The sequence below is a fragment of the Scleromatobacter humisilvae genome (assembly GCF_023231945.1).
Lineage (GTDB): Bacteria > Pseudomonadota > Gammaproteobacteria > Burkholderiales > Burkholderiaceae_C > Scleromatobacter > Scleromatobacter humisilvae.
This window is the reverse complement of sequence record NZ_JAJLJH010000002.1, coordinates 62,494-81,272: the sequence shown is the minus strand read 5'-3', so window position 1 is coordinate 81,272 and position 18,779 is coordinate 62,494. Positions and strand designations below refer to the sequence as shown.

Here is an 18,779-nt window from a genome sequence, read left to right as displayed (position 1 = left end):
GCGGGCGTTCCTCACTGGAGAGAGACGATGCGGCCGCTTTGGCGAGATCGTCCACCGAAGGGGCAAGCGGCACCGGCACACCGGCGCTGCAATCTCTCAGGTAAAGCGGACAGCGAGGGCATCCACCCGCCCCTACGATGAGGGCGGACCCGACTGCCCTCGAAGGATTCCAGATGTCCGCTGACGCCAAGCTGCTCCACACCCCGCTGCATGCCCTGCACCTCGAACTCGGCGCCCGCATGGTGCCCTTCGCCGGCTACGCCATGCCGGTGCAGTACCCGGCCGGCATCCTGGCCGAGCACCGCCAGTGCCGCCACGAGGCCGCGCTGTTCGACGTCTCGCACATGGGCCAGCTGCTGCTCAAGGGTGCCGACGCCGCCGCGGCGCTCGAGACACTGGTGCCGGTCGACGTCATCGACCTGCCGCTCGACAAGCAGCGCTACGCCCTGTTCACCAACGCCCAGGGCGGCCTGCTCGACGACCTGATGATCACGCACCGCGCGGACGGCCTGTTCGTCATCGTCAACGCCGCGTGCAAGGACGCCGACCTGCAACACCTGCGCGACCACATCGGTGGCCGCTGCGAGATCGTCACGATGTTCGACCGCGCGCTGCTGGCGCTGCAGGGTCCGATGGCCGTGCATGCGATGGCGCGGCTGTCGCCCGGCATCGAGAAGCTCACGTTCATGACCGGCGGCTTCTTCGACGTCGCCGGCGTGCCCTGCTACGTCACGCGCTCGGGCTACACGGGCGAGGACGGCTTCGAGATCTCCGTGGCCGCGGCCGACGCCGACAAGCTCGCGCGCACGCTGCTGGCGCAGCCCGAGGTCAAGCCCGTGGGCCTGGGCGCGCGCGACTCGCTGCGCCTCGAAGCCGGCCTGTGCCTCTACGGCCACGACATCGACACCACCACGACGCCCGTCGAAGCCGCGCTGACCTGGGCGATCCAGAAGGTGCGCCGCCCGGGCGGCGCGCGCGAAGGCGGCTATCCCGGCGCGGACATCATCGGCAAGCAGCTGACCGTCGGCGCGCTGAGCAAGCGCGTGGGCCTGGTCGGCCTCGAGCGCGCGCCGGTGCGCGAGGGCACCGTGATCGTCGATGCCCACGGCCACAAGCTGGGCGTCGTCACCAGCGGCACGCTGGCACCCACCGTCAACCAGCCCGTGGCGATGGCCTACCTGCCGGTCGACCACGCGATCGTCGCCCACGAGGTCTACGCCGAGGTGCGCGGCAAGCGCCTGCCGATGCGCGTGGCCACGATGCCGTTCACCCCCAACCGCTACTACCGCGGTTGAACATTCCACTTCTCTCCCCGCCACCATCCAGGAGCCTTGCATGACGACCAAGTTCACGACCGACCACGAATGGATCAACATCGAAGACCATGACGCCGCTGTCGTCGGCATCACGCTGCATGCGCAGGACGCGCTGGGCGACGTCGTGTTCGTCGACCTGCCCGCCGTCGGCCGCACGTTCGCCAAGGGCGAGATCTCGGGCGTCGTCGAGTCCGTCAAGGCCGCGGCCGACATCTACATGCCCGTGTCGGGCGAGATCGTCGAGGTCAACGAGAAGCTGCGCGACGAGCCGGCGCTGGCCAACACCGACCCGCTGGGCGAAGGCTGGTTCTTCAAGGTGAAGATCTCCAACATGGCCGAGTTCGACGAGCTGATGGACGGCGCCGGCTACGACGCGCTGCTGAAGACGCTCTGACCGCTTCCCTTTCGCCCTGACCGGCGCGACGCGATCCGTCGCGCCCACCGCGCCTTTGCGGCCGCGTCCACCCGGCGCGCGCCGCGCGCCTCTTGCTGACCCACTGCCTGGAATTTCCGTCATGTCGCTGACCGCCCCGACCCCGCTCGCCGAGCTCGAGAACGCCGCCGAATTCATCGCACGCCACATCGGCCCCGACTCGTCGGACGAGACGCAGATGCTGAGCGTCATCGGCGCCGCATCGCGCGAGGCGTTGATCTCGGCGCTGGTGCCGGCCAACATCGTGCGCGACGCCGCGATGGCGATCCCCGACGGCACGACCGAGGCCAAGGCGCTGGCCGAGCTGAAGGCCCTCGCGGGCAAGAACCAGGTCCTGAAAAGCTTCATCGGCCAGGGCTACTTCGGCACGATCACGCCGGGCGTCATCCTGCGCAACATCCTCGAGAACCCGGCCTGGTACACCGCCTACACGCCCTACCAGGCCGAGATCTCGCAGGGCCGCATGGAAGCGCTGCTCAACTTCCAGACCATGGTCACCGACCTGACCGGCATGGCCATCGCCAACGCGTCGATGCTGGACGAGGCCACCGCCGCCGCCGAGGCGATGACGCTGGCGATGCGCATGGGCAAGAGCAAGAGCAAGGTCTTCTTCGTCGCCGACGACGTGCTGCCGCAGACGCTCGAGGTCGTGCAGACGCGTGCCCGCCCGATCGGCATCGAGGTCGTCGTCGGCCCGGCCGAGCAGGCCGCGGACAAGGACTGCTTCGCCGCGCTGTTCCAGTATCCGGGCGTCACCGGCCAGGTGCGCGTGTTGAAGCCACTGGTCGACGCGATCCATGCGCGCAACGGCCTCGTCATCGTCGCCGCCGACCTGCTGGCACTGACGCTGCTGCAGGCGCCGGCCGAGTTTGGCGCCGACATCGCCTGCGGCAACACGCAGCGCTTCGGCATGCCCATGGGCGCCGGCGGCCCGCACGCCGCCTACCTGGCCACGCAGGACGCGCTCAAGCGCTCGCTGCCGGGCCGCCTGGTCGGCGTCAGCGTCGACTCGCACGGCGCGCCGGCCTATCGCCTCGCGCTGCAGACGCGCGAGCAGCACATCCGCCGCGAGAAGGCGACGTCCAACATCTGCACGGCGCAGGTGCTGCCGGCGGTCATCGCCAGCATGTACGCGGTCTACCACGGCCCCGAGGGCCTGCGCCGCATCGCGCGCCGCGTGGCGTCGTTCACCGCGATCTTCGCGGCCGGGCTCAAGCTGCGCGGCGTCGACGTCGTCAATGCGCACGCCTTCGACACGCTCGAGATCGTCACCGGCCCGCAGACCGACGCCGTGCTCGCGCGCGCCGTCTCGGCCCACATGAACCTGCGCCGCGCCAGCGCGACGACGGTATCGGTCAGCTTCGACGAGACCACCACGCGCGCCTGCGTCGCCACCCTGTGGGGCATCTTCGCGCCGGGCCAGACGCCGCCGACCTTCGACGCCTTCGAGCAAGGCATCGAGCTGCGCCTGCCCGCCGAACTCGTGCGCACGAGCGGCTTCCTCGCGCACCCGGTCTTCAACACGCACCACAGCGAGACCGAGATGCTGCGCTACATCCGCCGCCTGTCCGACAAGGACCTGGCGCTGGACCGCAGCATGATCCCGCTGGGCTCGTGCACGATGAAGCTCAACGCCACCAGCGAGATGATCCCCATCACCTGGCCCGAGTTCGCGCACGTGCACCCGTTCGCGCCGGCCGACCAGCTCGAAGGCTACAAGCTCCTCGACGAGCAGCTGTGCAAGTGGCTCGAGCAGGCCACCGGCTACGCGGGCATCAGCCTGCAGCCCAACGCCGGCTCGCAGGGCGAATACGCGGGCCTGCTGGTGATCAAGGCCTGGCACGAGTCGCGTGGCGAGGGTTCGCGTGACGTCTGCCTGATCCCCGAATCGGCGCACGGCACCAACCCGGCGTCGGCGCAGATGGTGGGCATGAAGGTCGTGGTCGTGAAGTGCACGCCCGCGGGCGAAGTGGACATGGCCGACCTCGAGGCCAAGTGCATCGCGCACAAGGACGACCTGGCCGCGATGATGATCACGTACCCCTCCACGTATGGCGTGTTCGAGCCGGGCGTCAAGGCGCTGTGCGCGCTCGTGCACCAGTACGGCGGCCGCGTCTATGTCGACGGCGCCAACATGAACGCGATGGTGGGCGTCGCGGCGCCGGGCCAGTTCGGCGGCGACGTCAGCCACCTGAACCTGCACAAGACCTTCTGCATCCCGCACGGCGGCGGCGGCCCGGGCGTGGGCCCGGTCTGCGTGGTCGAGGACCTCGTCCCCTTCCTGCCGGCGCATCGCTCGGGCGGCCTGGGTGCGGACGACACCAGGCGCGTCGGCGCCGTCTCGGCCGCGCCGCTGGGCAACGCCGCGGTGCTGCCGATCAGCTGGATGTACGTGCGCATGATGGGCGCCGCGGGCCTGAAGCAGGCCACCGAGACGGCCATCCTCAACGCCAACTACATCGCGGCGCGGCTGTCCGGCCACTACGACATCCACTTCAGCGGCGGCGTCGCCGGCATCAAGGGCGGCGGCGTGGCGCACGAGTGCATCCTCGACCTGCGCCCGCTGAAGGACTCGTCGGGCATCAGCGCCGAGGACGTCGCCAAGCGCCTGATCGATTACGGCTTCCACGCGCCGACGCTGTCGTTCCCGGTCGCCGGCACCCTGATGGTCGAGCCCACCGAGAGCGAGCCGCTGGTCGAGCTCGACCGCTTCTGCGACGCGATGATCGCCATCCGCGCCGAGATCGCCAAGGTCGAACAGGGCAGCTGGCCGCGCGAGGACAACCCGCTGAAGAACGCCCCGCACACCGCGCAGGCCCTGCTCAAGGCCGAGTGGCCCCACGCGTACACGCGCGAGGACGCGGCCTATCCGGTGACGGCGCTTCGGCTGGGCAAGTACTGGTCGCCGGTGGGCCGCGTCGACAACGTCTACGGCGACCGCAACCTGTTCTGCAGCTGCGTGCCGATGAGCGACTTCGCCGAAGCCGCCGAGGCAGAGGCCGCGCAGGCCTGATCCCACCGTCGTTCACCGCTGCCAGGCCGCCGTCACAAGCGGTGGCCTGACCGCTCAAAGGCAATCATGGCAGTCTCGGTTTTCGACCTCTTCAAGATCGGCATCGGCCCGTCGAGCTCCCACACGGTGGGCCCGATGCGCGCGGCGCGCATGTTCTCCAGCCGCCTGCAGCACGAGGGCCTGCTCGAACGCACGGCGCGCGTGAAGGCCGACCTCTACGGCTCGCTGGGCGCCACCGGCAAGGGCCACGGCAGCGACAAGGCCGTGCTGCTGGGCCTGCACGGCCACGAGCCCGACACCGTCGACATCGAGCGCGTGCCGCTCGAGCTGGAGGCGATGCGCGCCAACAAGCAGGTGCTGCTGGGCGGGATGCACATCATCTCGTTCGACGAGGCCACCGACCTCATCATGCATCGCCGGGAGACGCTCCCGTTCCACGCGAACGGCATGCGCTTCACGGCCTTCGACGCGCAGGGCAACGAGATCGAGAATCGCGTCTACTACTCGGTGGGCGGCGGCTTCGTCGTCAGCGACGAGGTGGCGGCCGACGGCTCGAAGCAGAAGACGATCGCGCCCGACACCACGGTGCTGCCCTACCCGTTCCACAGCGGCGACGACCTGCTGCGGCTGACGGCGGAGCACGGCATCAGCATCGCCGAGCTGATGCGCCGCAACGAGCGCCACTGGCGCACCGACGAGGAAGTACACGCCGGCCTGATGAAGATCTGGCAAGTGATGCAGGACTGCGTGCGCCGCGGCTGCCGCACCGAGGGCGTGCTGCCCGGCGGCTTCAAGGTGCGGCGGCGCGCGGCGCAGCTCTACCGCGACCTCACCTTCAACCCCGAGGCCGCGATGCGCGACCCGCTGATGGTGATGGACTGGGTCAACCTCTACGCGCTGGCCGTCAACGAGGAGAACGCCGCCGGCGGCCGCGTCGTCACCGCGCCCACCAACGGCGCCGCGGGCATCGTGCCGGCCGTCCTCCACTACTACACGCGCTTCGTGCAGGGCGCCAACGACCGCGGCGTCGTCGACTTCATGCTCACCGCCGCCGCGATCGGCATCCTCTACAAGGAGAACGCCTCGATCTCCGGCGCCGAGGTGGGCTGCCAGGGCGAGGTGGGCGTCGCGTGCTCGATGGCCGCGGCCGGCCTCGCGGCCGTGATGGGCGGCACGCCCGAACAGGTGGAGAACGCCGCCGAGATCGGCATGGAGCACCACCTGGGCCTGACCTGCGACCCCGTGGGCGGCCTGGTGCAGATCCCGTGCATCGAGCGCAATGCGATCGCCTCGGTCAAGGCCATCAACGCCGCGCGCATGGCGCTGCGCGGCGACGGCACGCACCACGTGAGCCTCGACAAGGTCATCAAGACGATGCGCGAGACCGGCGCCGACATGCAGACCAAGTACAAGGAAACGGCCCGCGGCGGGCTGGCGGTCAACATCGTCGAGTGCTGAGATGCGAGGCCTCGTGCGCTCGCTGACGATGGCCGCGCTGGCCCTGGCCGGCTGCGCCTCGGCGCCGCAGCCCGGTGTCGCGCTGGACGAGGTGCGCGTCGACTCGCGCGGCGCCGACGCCGGCGGCGGCGGCGCCGCGTGCGGCGACTTCGCGCTGACGGCCGCGCAGGCGCGCTACTTCCTGGCGCGCTCGGTGGTCGTCAGCGACCGCCAGCTGCGCGACGGCTGGGACGTGCTGCCGTGCTACGTGCGCGGCACCGCGCGCTCGAGCGGCGGCGTCTGGCGCTGGGAGATCCGCGCCGGCGGCACCGCCACGCTGGAGACGCCGTCCGGCGCCACCGAGTTGCGCGCCTGCAGCGACTGCGACGCCGTCATCACCCGGCCCGCCAGGGCACGCAAGCCCTGATCACTTGACCGGCAGCGCCGGCGCCTTGTCCCAGTTCGCGAGCGCGGCCTGGGCCTCGCGGATGCGGCTCTCGTCGAGCTGCGTGAGCGCGTCGTAGCGCTTGTCGATCTCGACCAGCGCATCGCGCAGCAGCGCCGCGTTGCCGGGATCGTCGCCGAACTGCTTGCGCGCGTTGGCGATGTCGGCCTGCCGCTGTTGCACGCGGGCGGCCTTGTCGTCCTGCGCCGACTGCACGGCCTGCAACAGCGTGTCGCGCTGGCGCTGGCGCTCGTACTTGGCCAGCATGAGCTTGTCGACATTGGCCTTTGGCGGCGTGGCGACGGGCGGTGCGGCGGCGGCCACGGCCGACGCGCCCGAGGCCGCCGACGCCGGCCGTGCCGGCGGGTGCCCGTTCGGGATCACGGTCAGCTTCTCTTCCGACTTCGCGCCGAAGCACGGCGTCTGCTGGAACGTGATGGCGCCGTTGGCGGCGGTGCACTTGTACTGGGCGAAGGCGGTGCCGGCGCAGGACGCGAGCAGCAAGAGGATCAGGCGGGATTTCATGGCGCGGACCATATCATCCGCGCGTCCGTGCGCCGATTCGAAAAGGCCACCGGGCGCGAAACGTTCGCAACCGGTGGCCTCGCGTGAAGGCGGGGATCAGGCCATCACGGAGTCGGCCTCGGGCTCGGAGTCTGGCTGCGAGTCCGCCGCCTTCGACTGCGGCGCGATCATCGACAGCTCCTCCGGCGGGCCGCCGTCCTGGATCGGCCGCAGGAACGCGAGGATCATGAAGCCCAGCATGCCCAGCAGGCCCATCGCGGCCCAGCCACGGTGGTAGTGGTTGGCCTTCGCATACGACCAGCAGGCCCACACGCTGATCGCGATGGCCGCCGCCATCACGGCCGCAACGCCCGGCATCGGCACGCCGCTGATCGCCAGCACGATGCCCACCAGGCCGGTCAGCACCGCGGCGATCACCGCGCCGCGCGAGCTCGCGTCCAGGCGCGTCTTGAAGAAGCCGACCCACTGTTCGATGTAGGCGTAGATCACCGGCACCACCACCAGCGTCAGCAGCGTCGACGTGATGACGCCGCCGATGATGGCGCGGCCCATCGGTGCCTGCAGCTCGCCGCCCTCGTCGAGCGCGAGCGCCAGCGGGAACATGCCGAACACCATCGCCGCGGTCGTCATGATGATCGGGCGCATCCGGATCTGGCCCGCGCTGAGCACCGCCTCGGCCAGCGTCGCCCCGGCCTTGCGGGCGTGGTTGGCGAAGTCGACCAGCAGGATGGCGTTCTTCGTGACGAGGCCCATCAGCATGATCAGGCCGATCAGCGAGAACAGGTTGATCGTCGACTGGAACAGCTTCAGCGAGATCATCACGCCGATCAGCGACAGCGGCAGCGACGCCATGATCGCCAGCGGCTGCAGGAAGCTGCCGAACTGGCTGGCCAGCACGATGTAGATGAAGATCAGCGCCAGGCCGAGCGCCGAGCCGATGTTGCCGAAGATGTCGTCCTGGTCCTGCGCGGCGCCGCCGACGTCGAAGCGATAGCCCGGCGGCAGCACCGTGGCCTTGACGATCTTGTCGATGTCGGCGTTGACCTGCCCCACCGTGCGGCCCGACTTCACGTCGACGCCGGCATACACCGCCTGGCGGCGCTGCAGGTCCTGGCGCTTGATCACGTCGGGATTGGTGACGGGCTCGATGGTCGCGACGCTTTCCAGCGGCACCGGCGTGCCGTCGGCGGAGAACGCGACCGGCAGCTTGTTCAACTGCGCGACGCTTTCGCGGCTGGCCTGCGGCAGGCGCAGCTGCACTTCCACCTGCTGGCCGTCGGGCGTCGTCCAGTAGGTCGACACGTCACCCTGCACGTAGGCGCGCAGGCTGCCGGCCAGTTGCTGCGGCGTGATGCCCAGCTGGCGCGCCGCGTCCTGGCGCACGCGCACGGCGTACGCGGGCAGGCCCGGCTTGACCGAGGACTCGAAGTCGGTGACGCCCTTGACCTTCTTGATCTTCGCGCCGAGGTCGGCCGTGATCTGGTCGAGCACGGTCGGATCCGGGCCGAGGATGGAGATGAAGATCGGACGATTGCCGAGGGCGACCGAGATGCCCGGCAGCCCTTCGAGGCGCTTGCGGATCTCGTCCTCGACCTGGAACTGGTTGAGCTTGCGCTCGTGGCGCGGCTTCAGGACGATGCCGACGTAGGCCGTGTTGTGCCCGTTGTCGCCGCCGACCTGCGTCGACAGCGAGTCGACCTCGGGCAGCGCGCCGATGATGGCCTCGACCTGCTTCATCTTCTCGTCGGCGCGCGCCAGGCTGGTGCCCACCGGCATCGTGATGTTCATCCCGGTGTAGCTCTGGTCGGTCTGCGGGATCGCCTCGGCGCCGATGGTGGTGGCCAAGCCGATGGCGGCGACGAAGGTGCCGACCGCGGACCACAGCACGATGCCACGCGGGGTCAGCGTCGCGAAGCGCAGGCCGCGCTTGCCGCCGGTCAGGCGCTGGCCGTTGGCGCCGAAGCCGAAACCGTAGGCCGGCACCGGCGGCACGAACACGCGGTAGCGGCGGCCGCTGAAGGCCCAGGTGATCAGGCGTTCGTAGGTGTGGTGCAGCTTGGCCATCCCCCAGTCGACGCCGCGCATCATGTGGCCGATGCCCCACAGGCGCTGCATCGCCACGGCCGGCGGGTCGCGCCAGATCGACGACAGCATCGGGTCGAGCGTGAAGCTGACGAACAGCGAGACGATCACCGCGGACACCACCGTGATGCCGAACGGGAAGAAGAACTTGCCGACGATGCCCTTCATGAACGCGACCGGCACGAACACCGCGCAGATCGCGAAGGTCGTGGCCATCACGGCCAGGCCGATCTCGTCAGTGCCCTTGCGCGCCGCGGTGTGGTGGTCCTGGCCCATGGCGACGTGTCGCACGATGTTCTCGCGCACCACGATCGCGTCGTCGATCAGCAGGCCGATGCACAGGCTCAGCGCCATCATCGTCATGAAGTTCAGCGTGAAGCCGAAGGCGTTGATCGCGATGAACGACGCGATCACCGAGATCGGCAGCGTCAGGCCGGTGATGATGGTCGAGCGCCAGCTGTGCAGGAACAGGAACACGATGGCGATGGTCAGCAGCGCGCCCTCGCCCAGCGTCTTCTTGACGCCGTCCAGCGACTGCGCCACCCAGTCCGAGTTCGCGTAGATCATCTTCAGCTCGACGCCCGGCGGCAGCGTCTTGCGCATCTCGTCGGCGGCCGCCTTGATGGCGTCGCCGGTGCGCACGATGTTGGCGTCCTGCTGCTTGTAGATGTTGAACGTGACGGCGGCCTTGCCGTTGATGCGCGACAGCGAGTCGGGCTCCTGCTCGCGCTCGACGAGCTGGCCGACGTCGCCCAGCATCACCACGCCGCCGCTCGCGTTGCGCGAGATGACGACGTTGTTGAACTGCTTGGGATCGAGCACGCGGCCCTCGACGCGAACCAGCGAGTCCTCGTTCCTGTTCTGCAGCATGCCCACCGGCTGGTCGGTGTTGGCGCGCACGAGCGCGGCGCTGACGTCCGCCGGCGTCAGGCCGAAGCCGCGCAGGCGTTGCGGGTCGAGGTCGATGCGCACCTGGCGCGTGACCAGGCCCAGCGGCGTGACGCGGGCGACGCCCTCGACGCTGGTCAGGCGCTTCTGCACCGTCTGGTCGGCGATCAGCGACAGCTCGCGGTCGCTGCGGCCGTTGGCCAGCAGCGCAAGCACCACCGTCGGCTGCGCGTTCTCGTTGTCGAAGCGCGAGATGAACGGCGGCTTGACGTCGCGGTTGAAGCCGGACTGCACGACCGAGACCTTGTCGCGCACTTCCTGCGTCGCACGGGTCATGTCGACGGAGATCTTGAATTCGACGTAGGTCTCGCTGCGGCCTTCGTAGCTGTTGGAACGGATCATCTTGACGCCGGCGATGCCGTTGAGCGCATCCTCCAGCGGCTTGGTGATCTCGGTCTCGACCGCCCCCGGCGACGCGCCCGGGTACTGGACGTTGATGAAGACGACCGGCGGCGAGATGTCGGGCATCTGCTCGACGCCCAGCCGCTGGTACGAGAACAACCCGAGCACGCACAGGGCGACCATGACCATGGTCGCGAAGACGGGGTTGTTGATGGAGACGCGCGTCATCCACATGGGAACTCTCCTCGAAGTGAGGCCGTGGCTACGGCGCGGATCAACGGGTGGTCGTCGACAGGACGGCAGGCGTGGCGAGCGGCTTGGGCGTGGCCGCGGTGGCGACCGCGACGACGCGCGCCTTGGCGCCCTCGCGCAAGTTGTCGAAGCGCGCTCCCAGCACCGGGATGTCCGGCGACAGGCCCGCGAGCACCTCGGCGCGCTGGCGCACCGGGTCGCGCCGGCCGGTGGTGACGGTGCGGCGCAACAGCTTGCCGTTCTCCACCGTCCACACGTACTCCTGGCCCGAGGCCGAGCTGATCGCGCCGATCGGCACGGTCAGGCGCGGCGTCGCGTCGCCGATCTGCACCTGCGCGACGGCGTACTGGCCGGCGCGCAGCGTCTCCTTCGGGTTCTGCAGCTGCACGGCCACGCCGATCGAGCGCGTGCCCGCCTCGGCGGCCGGCGCGATGCGGGCCAGTTTGCCCTCGACCGGCTTGTCGATGCCCTCGATCTTGAGGCTCACCGACATGCCGGGCGACAGCCGCGCCACGTCCTGCGTGCCGACCGTGCCGGCGAGCTCCAGCAGGCGCAGGTCGACGATGTTGACGACCTGCTGCTCGGCGGTGACCTTCTCGCCGGCGACCACGAAGCGCTTGGAGACGATGCCGCTGATCGGCGCGATCAACGAGGCGTCGCGCAGCGCGATCTTGGCGGAGTCGAGCGCGGCCTGCGCGGCGGCGACCTGCGCCTTCGCGCTTTCGAGCTGGGACTTCGAGTTGTCGAGCGCGATCGGCGAGATGAAGTGGTCGTTGGCCAGGCCGATGTTGGAGTCGTGCGTGCGCTGCGCCTGGTCCATCGTCGTCCTGACCGCGGCCAGGTTGGCGCTGCGCTCGGCGACGTGGCTTTGCAGGTCGCTGATGTCGATCCGCCCGAGCAGCTCGCCGGCCTTGATGCGCTGGCCTTCCTGCACGTCCAGCGTCAGCAGCGTGCCGGTGGCCTTGGCGCGCACCATGGCCGTGTTCGGGGCGACCAGCGCGCCCGAGAACTCGACCATCTGCGGCAACGCCAGCGTCAGCGGCTTGGCCGCCTCGGACACGGTGAAGTCCAGCGGCACCTCGCTGGCCGCCGCGTCCGGCGCGTTGGCCGCCAGCGCGGCGCTGGCCGGCATGGCGGCCGCGCCCTTGCCGGCCTTGATCGCGAACCCTGCGCCGATAGCCACCACGATCGCCACCACCCCGAACACCAAGCGTTTGCGCATGTCCTCTTCCTTCGTCGTTTTTCCAGGCTCATCCTGAATTTCGACGGAGTGTGGATCGGGTGGCAGTGTCATGGGGGCAGATTGCGACGAAGTGCTGCTGGGCCGGGACGAGTTGCAGTGCGGTTGGACAGGCCGTGCGACCGGCCGACGAACCGCAGTCTACGGCGACGATCTGCGGCCGCCCAGCCCCCGCGCGGGCGGGCGCGTCACGCGACTGTCAAACGGCTGTCAGTCGCGTGGCGCGGACGCCGCAATCGGCGGCATGTCGAGCGCGACGTCGCCGCACTGGGCGCGGTGCGCCAGCACGTGATCCATCACCACCAGCGCCAGCATCGCCTCGACGATGGGCGTGGCGCGGATGCCCACGCAGGGGTCGTGGCGGCCGAAGGTCTCGACGACCGTCGGCTGGCCCGTGCGGTCGATCGAGCGGCGCGGCGTGCGGATCGAGCTGGTCGGCTTGATCGCGATGGACACGCGCAGGTCCTGCCCGGTGGAGATGCCGCCCAGCACGCCGCCGGCGTTGTTGCCGACGAAGCCGGCGGGCGTCAGCTCGTCGCCGTGCTCGCTGCCGTGCTGCGCGACGCTGGCGAAGCCGGCGCCGATCTCGACGCCCTTGACCGCGTTGACGCCCATCATCGCGTAGGCGATGTCGGCGTCGAGCTTGTCGAACAGCGGCTGGCCGAGCCCGACGGGCATGCCGCGGGCGATGACCTCGATGCGCGCGCCGCAGGAGTCGCCGGCCTTGCGCAGCTCGTCCATGCGGGCCTCGAGCGCCGGCACGACGTCGGCGTTCGGCGCGAAGAACGGGTTGAGCGGGATCTGCGCCTCGTCGACGAACGGGATGGCGATGTCCCCCAGCTGGCTCATCCAGCCGACGAAGGTGGTGCCGCGGTGCTCCTTGAGCCACTTGCGCGCCACCGCGCCGGCCGCCACCATCGGCGCGGTCAGGCGGGCCGACGAGCGCCCGCCGCCGCGCGGATCGCGCAGGCCGTACTTGCGCCAGTACGTGTAGTCGGCGTGGCCGGGGCGGAAGGTGTCGAGGATGTTGCCGTAGTCCTTGCTGCGCTGGTCCGTGTTGCGGATCAGCAGCGCGATGGGGGTGCCGGTGGTGAGGCCTTCATATACCCCGGACAGTATCTCGACCGCATCCGGCTCGTTGCGCTGCGTGACATGGCGCGAGGTGCCCGGACGGCGGCGGTCGAGCTCGATCTGGATGTCGGCCTCGCTCAGCGCCAGCCCCGGCGGGCAGCCGTCGATGACGCAGCCGATCGCCACGCCGTGGGATTCGCCGAAGTTGGTGACGCGAAAGAGTTCGCCGAAGGTGCTGCCTGACATGCGTCGATTCTAAGGGTCGGCGAGGTGGACGGCTTCGCGATGCGCGGGGCGGCGCTTCGCGCCCGTAATCGCCTCGTAATCCGGAAGGATTCCCATTCGCGCGCCGCCAATGCCGGGCGGCGTGAAATAGGCCACGCAGCCGGGCCTTATTCCCGCGTCGAGCGGCGCGCTTACGAGGCAAAGTGCTGGGATGCTGTTTCTCGGCCCCAGTTCAAGCGTCATGGGAGGCGCAATGGGCGCACAGGCGCGCCCGGCCGCCGTTCGCCTCGCCCCCCGCACGCTGCGTGTTTTCCCGGCGCTCGCCAGTGCGGCCGCGACCGTGCCCGCGTCCGCCGCGGCGGACGGCCGCGTCGAGCCGTCCATGGCCCTGCCGCTGTGGCTGTTCTGGCTCGTCGCCGCCACGCTGCTGGGCCTGGGCGCGGCCCTGTTCGCGCAGACGCTGCGCACCCGCCGCTCGCTGCAGCGCGAACGCCTGGCCAACCGGCTGATCGACCACAGCCCGCAGCTCGTCTGCGTGCTCGACCCCAACGGCGCCGTGCGCCACATGAACGGCACCGGCCGCCACTGGCTGCGCGTCACGCACCCGGAGATCGCCGGCCGCCGCCTCGACGAGATCGCCACGCTCGGCGTCGAGGAGCCGCAGGCGGCGACGCTGCGCGAGGCGGTCGCCCAGGCGGTCGGCGGCGCCATCGTCACGCACGAGCTCACCGTGAAACGGCCGGACGGCGGCGCCATGACGCTGGAGCTGTCGATCCGCGCGATCCCCCGCACGCGCGACGTGGCGCCCAACCTGCTGGTCGAGGGCCGCGACATCACCAAGCGCAAGTCCGTCGAGGACAAGCTGCACCTGGCCGCCGCCGTGTTCGAGCAGGCGCGCGAGGGCTTCGTGATCGCCGACCGCGATGGCCGCGTCGTCACCGTCAACCAGGCGTTCTGCGACATCAGCGGCTATGACGTCGACGAGCTGCAGGGCCAGCAGACCGCCGCGCTCGGCTTCGGCATCGGCCGGCGCGAGGTGCGCCGCCAGGTGCGCACCGCGCTGCAGACCAGCGGCCACTGGCAGGGCGAGGTCCGCACCTCGCGCAAGGACGGCAGCCTCTACACCTGCTGGGCCGCGATCACCCAGCAGCGCGACGCCCATGGCGCCGTCACGCACTACATCGGCATCCTCAACGACATCACGCAGTTCCGCGAGGTCGAGCGCAACCTGGTGCGGCTGGCGCATGTGGACACCCTCACCGACCTGCCCAACCGCAGCCTGCTCGCCGACCGCGTCGGCCAGCTGACGAGCGTGTCGCGCCGCGACCATCGGCCGTTCGCGCTGATGTTCATGGATCTGGACCAGTTCAAGAACATCAACGACACGCTGGGCCACAGCGTGGGCGACGCCCTGCTCAGCGAGGTTGCGCGCCGCCTGCAGGGCAGCCTGCGCGAGGTCGACACCGTGGCCCGCCTCGGCGGCGACGAGTTCGCGGTGCTGCTGCCCGGCGCCGACGCCGCCGGCGCGGAGCTGGTGGCCAGCAAGCTGCTGGAGCGCCTGGCCGAGCCGTGCATGGTGCAGGGCCACGAGCTCAGCATGACGATGTCGATCGGCATCGCGACCTATCCGTCGGACGGCGACGACTACGAGATCCTGTCGCGCAATGCCGACACGGCGATGTATCGCGCCAAGCACGAGGGCAAGGCGACGTGGCGCTTCTTCGCGGCGGGCATGCAGCAGCGCTCGGCGCGCCAGCTGCAACTGGAGTCGGCGCTGCGCCGCGCGCTGGAGCGCAACGAGCTGCTGCTGCACTACCAGCCGCAGCTGGACGGCAACGGCGAGCAACTCGTGGGCGTCGAGGCGCTGCTGCGCTGGAAGCATCCCGAGTTCGGCTTCGTCTCGCCGGCCGAGTTCATTCCGCTGGCCGAGACCAGCGGCCAGATCGTGGCGATCGGCGAATGGGTGCTGCGCACGGCCGTCGCGCAGCTGAAGGCCTGGATCGACGCCGGCGTGCCGCCGATGGTGGTGGCCGTCAACCTGTCGGCCGTGCAGTTCCGCCATGTGGGCCTGCCCAACGTCGTGGCGCGCGCGCTGAGCGACGCCGGCCTGCCCGCGCAATACCTCGAGCTCGAGCTGACCGAGAGCGTCACCGCCAACCCGTCGGCCGCCATCGCGACGATGGACGCGCTGCATGCGCTGGGCGTGCGGCTGTCGCTGGACGACTTCGGCACCGGCTACTCGTCGCTGAGCTACCTCAAGCGCTTCCCGCTGCACACGCTCAAGATCGACCAGTCCTTCGTGCGCGACATCGACACCGACCCCGACGACCGCGCCATCGTGCAGGCCATCATCCAGATGGCGCGCGCGCTGAACCTGAAGACCATCGCCGAGGGCGTCGAGACCGACGCCCAGCACCAGTTCCTGCGCCGCGAGGGCTGCGACATGATGCAGGGCTACCGCTTCTGCCGCCCGATGGACGCGGCGGCGCTCGAGATGTGGATCGCCGGCCGCGAGCCGCTGCCGTCACCCAACGTCGTGCCGATGATCGCGGCCTGAATGTGAGCCCCACGGTCGCTTGCGCTCCCTGCCCCCGAGGGGCCGGCCGCGAGCGGCCCGGCAGAGCCGGTTCCGCCGCTCCCTTGAACCTCAGTTGAGCCGCGCCCGCGGCAGCGCCGGCAAACAACGACGGCCCGAGGCGTGAGCCTTCGGGCCGCTTTTCTTTCGGGCGCCGAGCGCCTTAGAGGCTCTGGCCGACCTTGGTGTCCTCTTCCGAGGGCCAGTCGCGGATGTAGGCCTTGAGCATGCGGTTCTCGAAGTCCTGCGCCTCGACCACCGTTCGCGCGACGTCGTAGAACGAGATCACGCCCATCAGCGTCTGGCCGTTGAGGACGGGCATGTAGCGCGCGTGGCGGCCGAGCATCATGCGGCGCACCTCGTCGATCTCGGTCTCGGGCGTGCAGGTGAGCGGCGCGTCGTCCATCACCGAGCGGATGGTGACGGAGCCCAGCGTGCCGCCTTGTCGGACGGTGGCGCGGATGACCTCGCGGAATGTGAGCATGCCGGTGAGGTCGCCGTGCTCCATGACGACCAGCGAGCCGATGTCGTGCTCGGCCATCGTGACCACGGCTTCGTGCAGCGGCTGGTCGGCTGAAACGGTGAACAAGGTATTGCCCTTGACACGCAGGATGTCGCTGACTTTCATGGCAACGCCTCCTCGGGAATCCAGTGAAATGAGGGTTCCAACATAGCACACAATCGCGACGTTGGGCCCCCTGTCGGGCCCTGAGCGCAGCGCTTCGATACTGCACCGCAACACATCCCGGAAAGCCTCCATGCCCGGTCCGTCCGACCCCGCCTTCGATACCCTCGCCCTGCACGCCGGCGCAGCGCCCGATCCCGCCACCGGCGCGCGCGCCACGCCCATCCACCTGACGACGTCCTTCGTGTTCGAGTCGAGCGAGCACGCCGCGTCGCTGTTCAACATGGAGCGCGCCGGCCATGTCTACAGCCGCATCTCGAACCCGACCACGGCCGTCTTCGAGGAACGGCTCGCCGCGCTCGAGGGCGGCGTCGGCGCGATCGCCACGGCCAGCGGCCAGGCCGCGCTGCACCTGGCCGTCGCGACGATCGCCGGCGCCGGCTCGCACGTCGTCGCCAGCGCCGCGTTGTACGGCGGCTCGCACAACCTGCTCGCGTACACGCTGTCGCGCTTCGGGATCGAGACGACCTTCGTCAAGCCGCGCGACATCGACGGCTGGCGCGCCGCGATCCGGCCGAACACGCGGCTGCTGTTCGGCGAGTCGCTGGGCAATCCGGGGCTGGACGTCCTGGACATCCCGCGCGTCTCGCAGATCGCGCACGACGCCGGCGTGCCGCTGCTGGTCGACGCCACGTTCACCACGCCCTGGCTGCAGCAGCCGTTCAGGCTCGGCGCCGATCTCGTGTTCCATTCGGCGACGAAATTCCTGTCCGGCCACGGCACCGTCGTCGGCGGCGTGCTGGCCGACTCCGGCCGCTTCGACTGGGAACGCAGCGGGCGCTTCCCAGAACTGAGTGCGCCGTACGCGGGCTTCCATGACATGGTGTTCACCGAGGAGTCGACCGTCGGTGCGTTCCTGCTGCGCGCGCGCCGCGAAGGCCTGCGCGACTTCGGCGCCTGCATGAGTCCGCACACGGCGTGGCTGATCCTGCAAGGCCTGGAGACGCTGCCGCTGCGCATGGAGCGCCACGTCGCCAACGCGCGCAAGGCGGTCGCGTTCCTCGCGTCGCATCCGATGGTGGCGCAGGTCGGCTACCCCGAGCTCGAATCGCACCCCGACCACGCGCTCGCGAGGACGCTGCTGCCGCGCGGCTGCGGCTCGGTCTTCAGCTTCGACCTGCGCGGCTCGCGCGCACAGGGCGTCGCCTTCATCGAGGCGCTGCAGCTGTTCTCGCACCTGGCCAACGTCGGCGACTGCCGCTCGCTGGTGATCCATCCGGCCTCGACGACGCACTTCCGCATGGACGACGCCGCGCTCGCGGCCGCGGGCATCACGGCAGGCACGATCCGGCTGTCGATCGGGCTCGAGGATGCGGACGACCTGATCCTCGATCTGAAGTCGGCGCTGAAGGCCGCGGAAAGGGCCGCGGCATGAAGTTCGACGTGCAAGGCCGGACGGCCTACGCGTACACGGGCGGCAAGCCGTGGAGCGCCGACGGCCCCTGCGTCGTCTTCATCCACGGCGCGCTCAACGACCACTCCGTATGGACGCTGCTCGCGCGCTGGTACGCGCACCACGGGCACCGCGTGCTGGCCGTCGACCAGCCGGGCCACGGCCGTTCCGACGGGCCGCCGCTGGCCAGCGTCGAGGCGCTGGCCGACTGGGTGCTCGCGTTGATGGACGCCGCCGGCGTGCCGAGCGCGCACCTCGTTGGCCACAGCATGGGCTCGCTGATCGCGCTCGAGGCCGCGTCCCGCGCGCCCGAGCGCGCCGCGGCGCTCGTGATGGTGGGCACGGCCTACCCGATGAAGGTCAGCGACGCGTTGCTCTCGACCGCGCGCGACGACCCCGCGCGCGCCATCGCGATGGTCACCGCGTTCTCGCACTCGGGCATCGCCAGCAAGCCGTCGTATCCCGGCCCGGGCGCGTGGCTGCGTGGCGGCGCCAACGCATTGATGCACCGCATACAAAGCGATGCCGATGGCAACCTGTTCGAGCATGACTTCCGCGTCTGCGACGCCTATGCTGGAGGCGTCGAGGCGGCCCGGCGCGTGGCCGGCCCTGCACACCTGATCATCGGCACGCGCGACGTGATGACGCCGCCCAAGGCCACGAAAGAACTCGCGGGCATGCTCGATGCCACGGTCCATCGCATCGTTTCAGGGCATGCACTGATGCAGGAAGCGCCCGATGCGGTGTTGAATGCGATGCGCGCTGCCATTCCGGCGTGACGAACATGCCAACGATGA

Annotated in this window: 14 protein-coding genes and 1 riboswitch; of the genes, 8 read left to right on the top strand and 6 right to left on the bottom strand. The window is 70.0% G+C overall.

The genetic code is table 11. From position 1 onward, the window contains the following. The first annotated feature begins 4 nt into the window (after positions 1 to 4). Positions 5 to 123, top strand: a riboswitch (glycine riboswitch). A gap of 50 nt (positions 124 to 173) precedes the next feature. The 5 genes from gcvT (at position 174) to LPC04_RS09705 (ending at position 6,626) form a co-directional block, all read left to right on the top strand. Next, positions 174 to 1,295: a glycine cleavage system aminomethyltransferase GcvT gene (gene gcvT, locus LPC04_RS09725; protein ID WP_275682023.1), complete on the top strand. Its 1,122-nt coding sequence runs from the start codon at positions 174 to 176 to the stop codon at positions 1,293 to 1,295. Positions 1,296 to 1,335: 40 nt separating this feature from the next. Further along, complete coding sequence (gcvH, locus tag LPC04_RS09720) at positions 1,336 to 1,710, top strand: glycine cleavage system protein GcvH (protein WP_275682022.1); 375 nt, start codon at positions 1,336 to 1,338, stop codon at positions 1,708 to 1,710. A gap of 121 nt (positions 1,711 to 1,831) precedes the next feature. Then, the gene (gene gcvP, locus LPC04_RS09715) at positions 1,832 to 4,762 is read left to right on the top strand and encodes an aminomethyl-transferring glycine dehydrogenase (protein ID WP_275682021.1); all 2,931 of its coding nucleotides are present in this window, start codon (positions 1,832 to 1,834) and stop codon (positions 4,760 to 4,762) included. 66 nt (positions 4,763 to 4,828) lie between these two features. Continuing rightward, positions 4,829 to 6,220: an L-serine ammonia-lyase gene (locus tag LPC04_RS09710; RefSeq protein ID WP_275682020.1), complete on the top strand. Its 1,392-nt coding sequence runs from the start codon at positions 4,829 to 4,831 to the stop codon at positions 6,218 to 6,220. A gap of 1 nt (position 6,221) precedes the next feature. After that, positions 6,222 to 6,626, top strand: a complete 405-nt coding sequence (locus LPC04_RS09705) for a hypothetical protein (RefSeq protein ID WP_275682019.1) — start codon at positions 6,222 to 6,224, stop codon at positions 6,624 to 6,626. Here the strand turns inward: LPC04_RS09705 and LPC04_RS09700 are convergent, their stop codons facing one another. The 5 genes from LPC04_RS09700 to LPC04_RS09680 form a co-directional block, all read right to left on the bottom strand. After that, positions 6,627 to 7,169: a DUF4124 domain-containing protein gene (locus LPC04_RS09700; RefSeq protein ID WP_275682018.1), complete on the bottom strand. Its 543-nt coding sequence runs from the start codon at positions 7,167 to 7,169 to the stop codon at positions 6,627 to 6,629. It lies immediately after the preceding gene. A gap of 96 nt (positions 7,170 to 7,265) precedes the next feature. Further along, positions 7,266 to 10,775, bottom strand: a complete 3,510-nt coding sequence (locus LPC04_RS09695; protein ID WP_275682017.1) for an efflux RND transporter permease subunit — start codon at positions 10,773 to 10,775, stop codon at positions 7,266 to 7,268. Between the two features lie 40 nt (positions 10,776 to 10,815). Next, on the bottom strand, positions 10,816 to 12,015 hold the full coding sequence (locus tag LPC04_RS09690) for an efflux RND transporter periplasmic adaptor subunit (protein WP_275682016.1): 1,200 nt from the start codon (positions 12,013 to 12,015) through the stop codon (positions 10,816 to 10,818). Positions 12,016 to 12,243: 228 nt separating this feature from the next. Next, a complete protein-coding gene (gene aroC, locus LPC04_RS09685) occupies positions 12,244 to 13,350 on the bottom strand; it encodes a chorismate synthase (RefSeq protein ID WP_275682015.1) in 1,107 nt (368 codons plus the stop codon). A 9-nt stretch (positions 13,351 to 13,359) separates the two neighbouring features. Next, positions 13,360 to 13,572 carry a hypothetical protein gene (locus tag LPC04_RS09680; RefSeq protein WP_275682014.1) on the bottom strand — a complete coding sequence of 71 codons (213 nt, stop codon included), beginning with the start codon at positions 13,570 to 13,572 and terminating at the stop codon, positions 13,360 to 13,362. Positions 13,573 to 13,711: 139 nt separating this feature from the next. On the opposite strand from LPC04_RS09680, the gene LPC04_RS09675 reads away from it, so the two are divergent. Next, positions 13,712 to 15,886 carry a putative bifunctional diguanylate cyclase/phosphodiesterase gene (locus LPC04_RS09675; protein WP_275682013.1) on the top strand — a complete coding sequence of 725 codons (2,175 nt, stop codon included), beginning with the start codon at positions 13,712 to 13,714 and terminating at the stop codon, positions 15,884 to 15,886. A gap of 181 nt (positions 15,887 to 16,067) precedes the next feature. Here LPC04_RS09675 and LPC04_RS09670 read toward each other — a convergent pair whose 3' ends face one another. Then, positions 16,068 to 16,532 (bottom strand): CBS domain-containing protein, encoded by a 465-nt coding sequence (locus tag LPC04_RS09670; protein ID WP_275682012.1) that lies wholly within the window; start codon positions 16,530 to 16,532, stop codon positions 16,068 to 16,070. 130 nt (positions 16,533 to 16,662) lie between these two features. Here LPC04_RS09670 and LPC04_RS09665 point away from each other — a divergent pair, with 130 nt between their 5' ends. Beyond that, a complete protein-coding gene (locus tag LPC04_RS09665; protein ID WP_275682011.1) occupies positions 16,663 to 17,964 on the top strand; it encodes an O-acetylhomoserine aminocarboxypropyltransferase in 1,302 nt (433 codons plus the stop codon). Further along, positions 17,961 to 18,761: an alpha/beta fold hydrolase gene (locus tag LPC04_RS09660; protein ID WP_275682010.1), complete on the top strand. Its 801-nt coding sequence runs from the start codon at positions 17,961 to 17,963 to the stop codon at positions 18,759 to 18,761. The genes LPC04_RS09665 and LPC04_RS09660 overlap by 4 nt, the downstream gene beginning before the upstream one ends. Positions 18,762 to 18,779 lie beyond the last annotated feature (18 nt).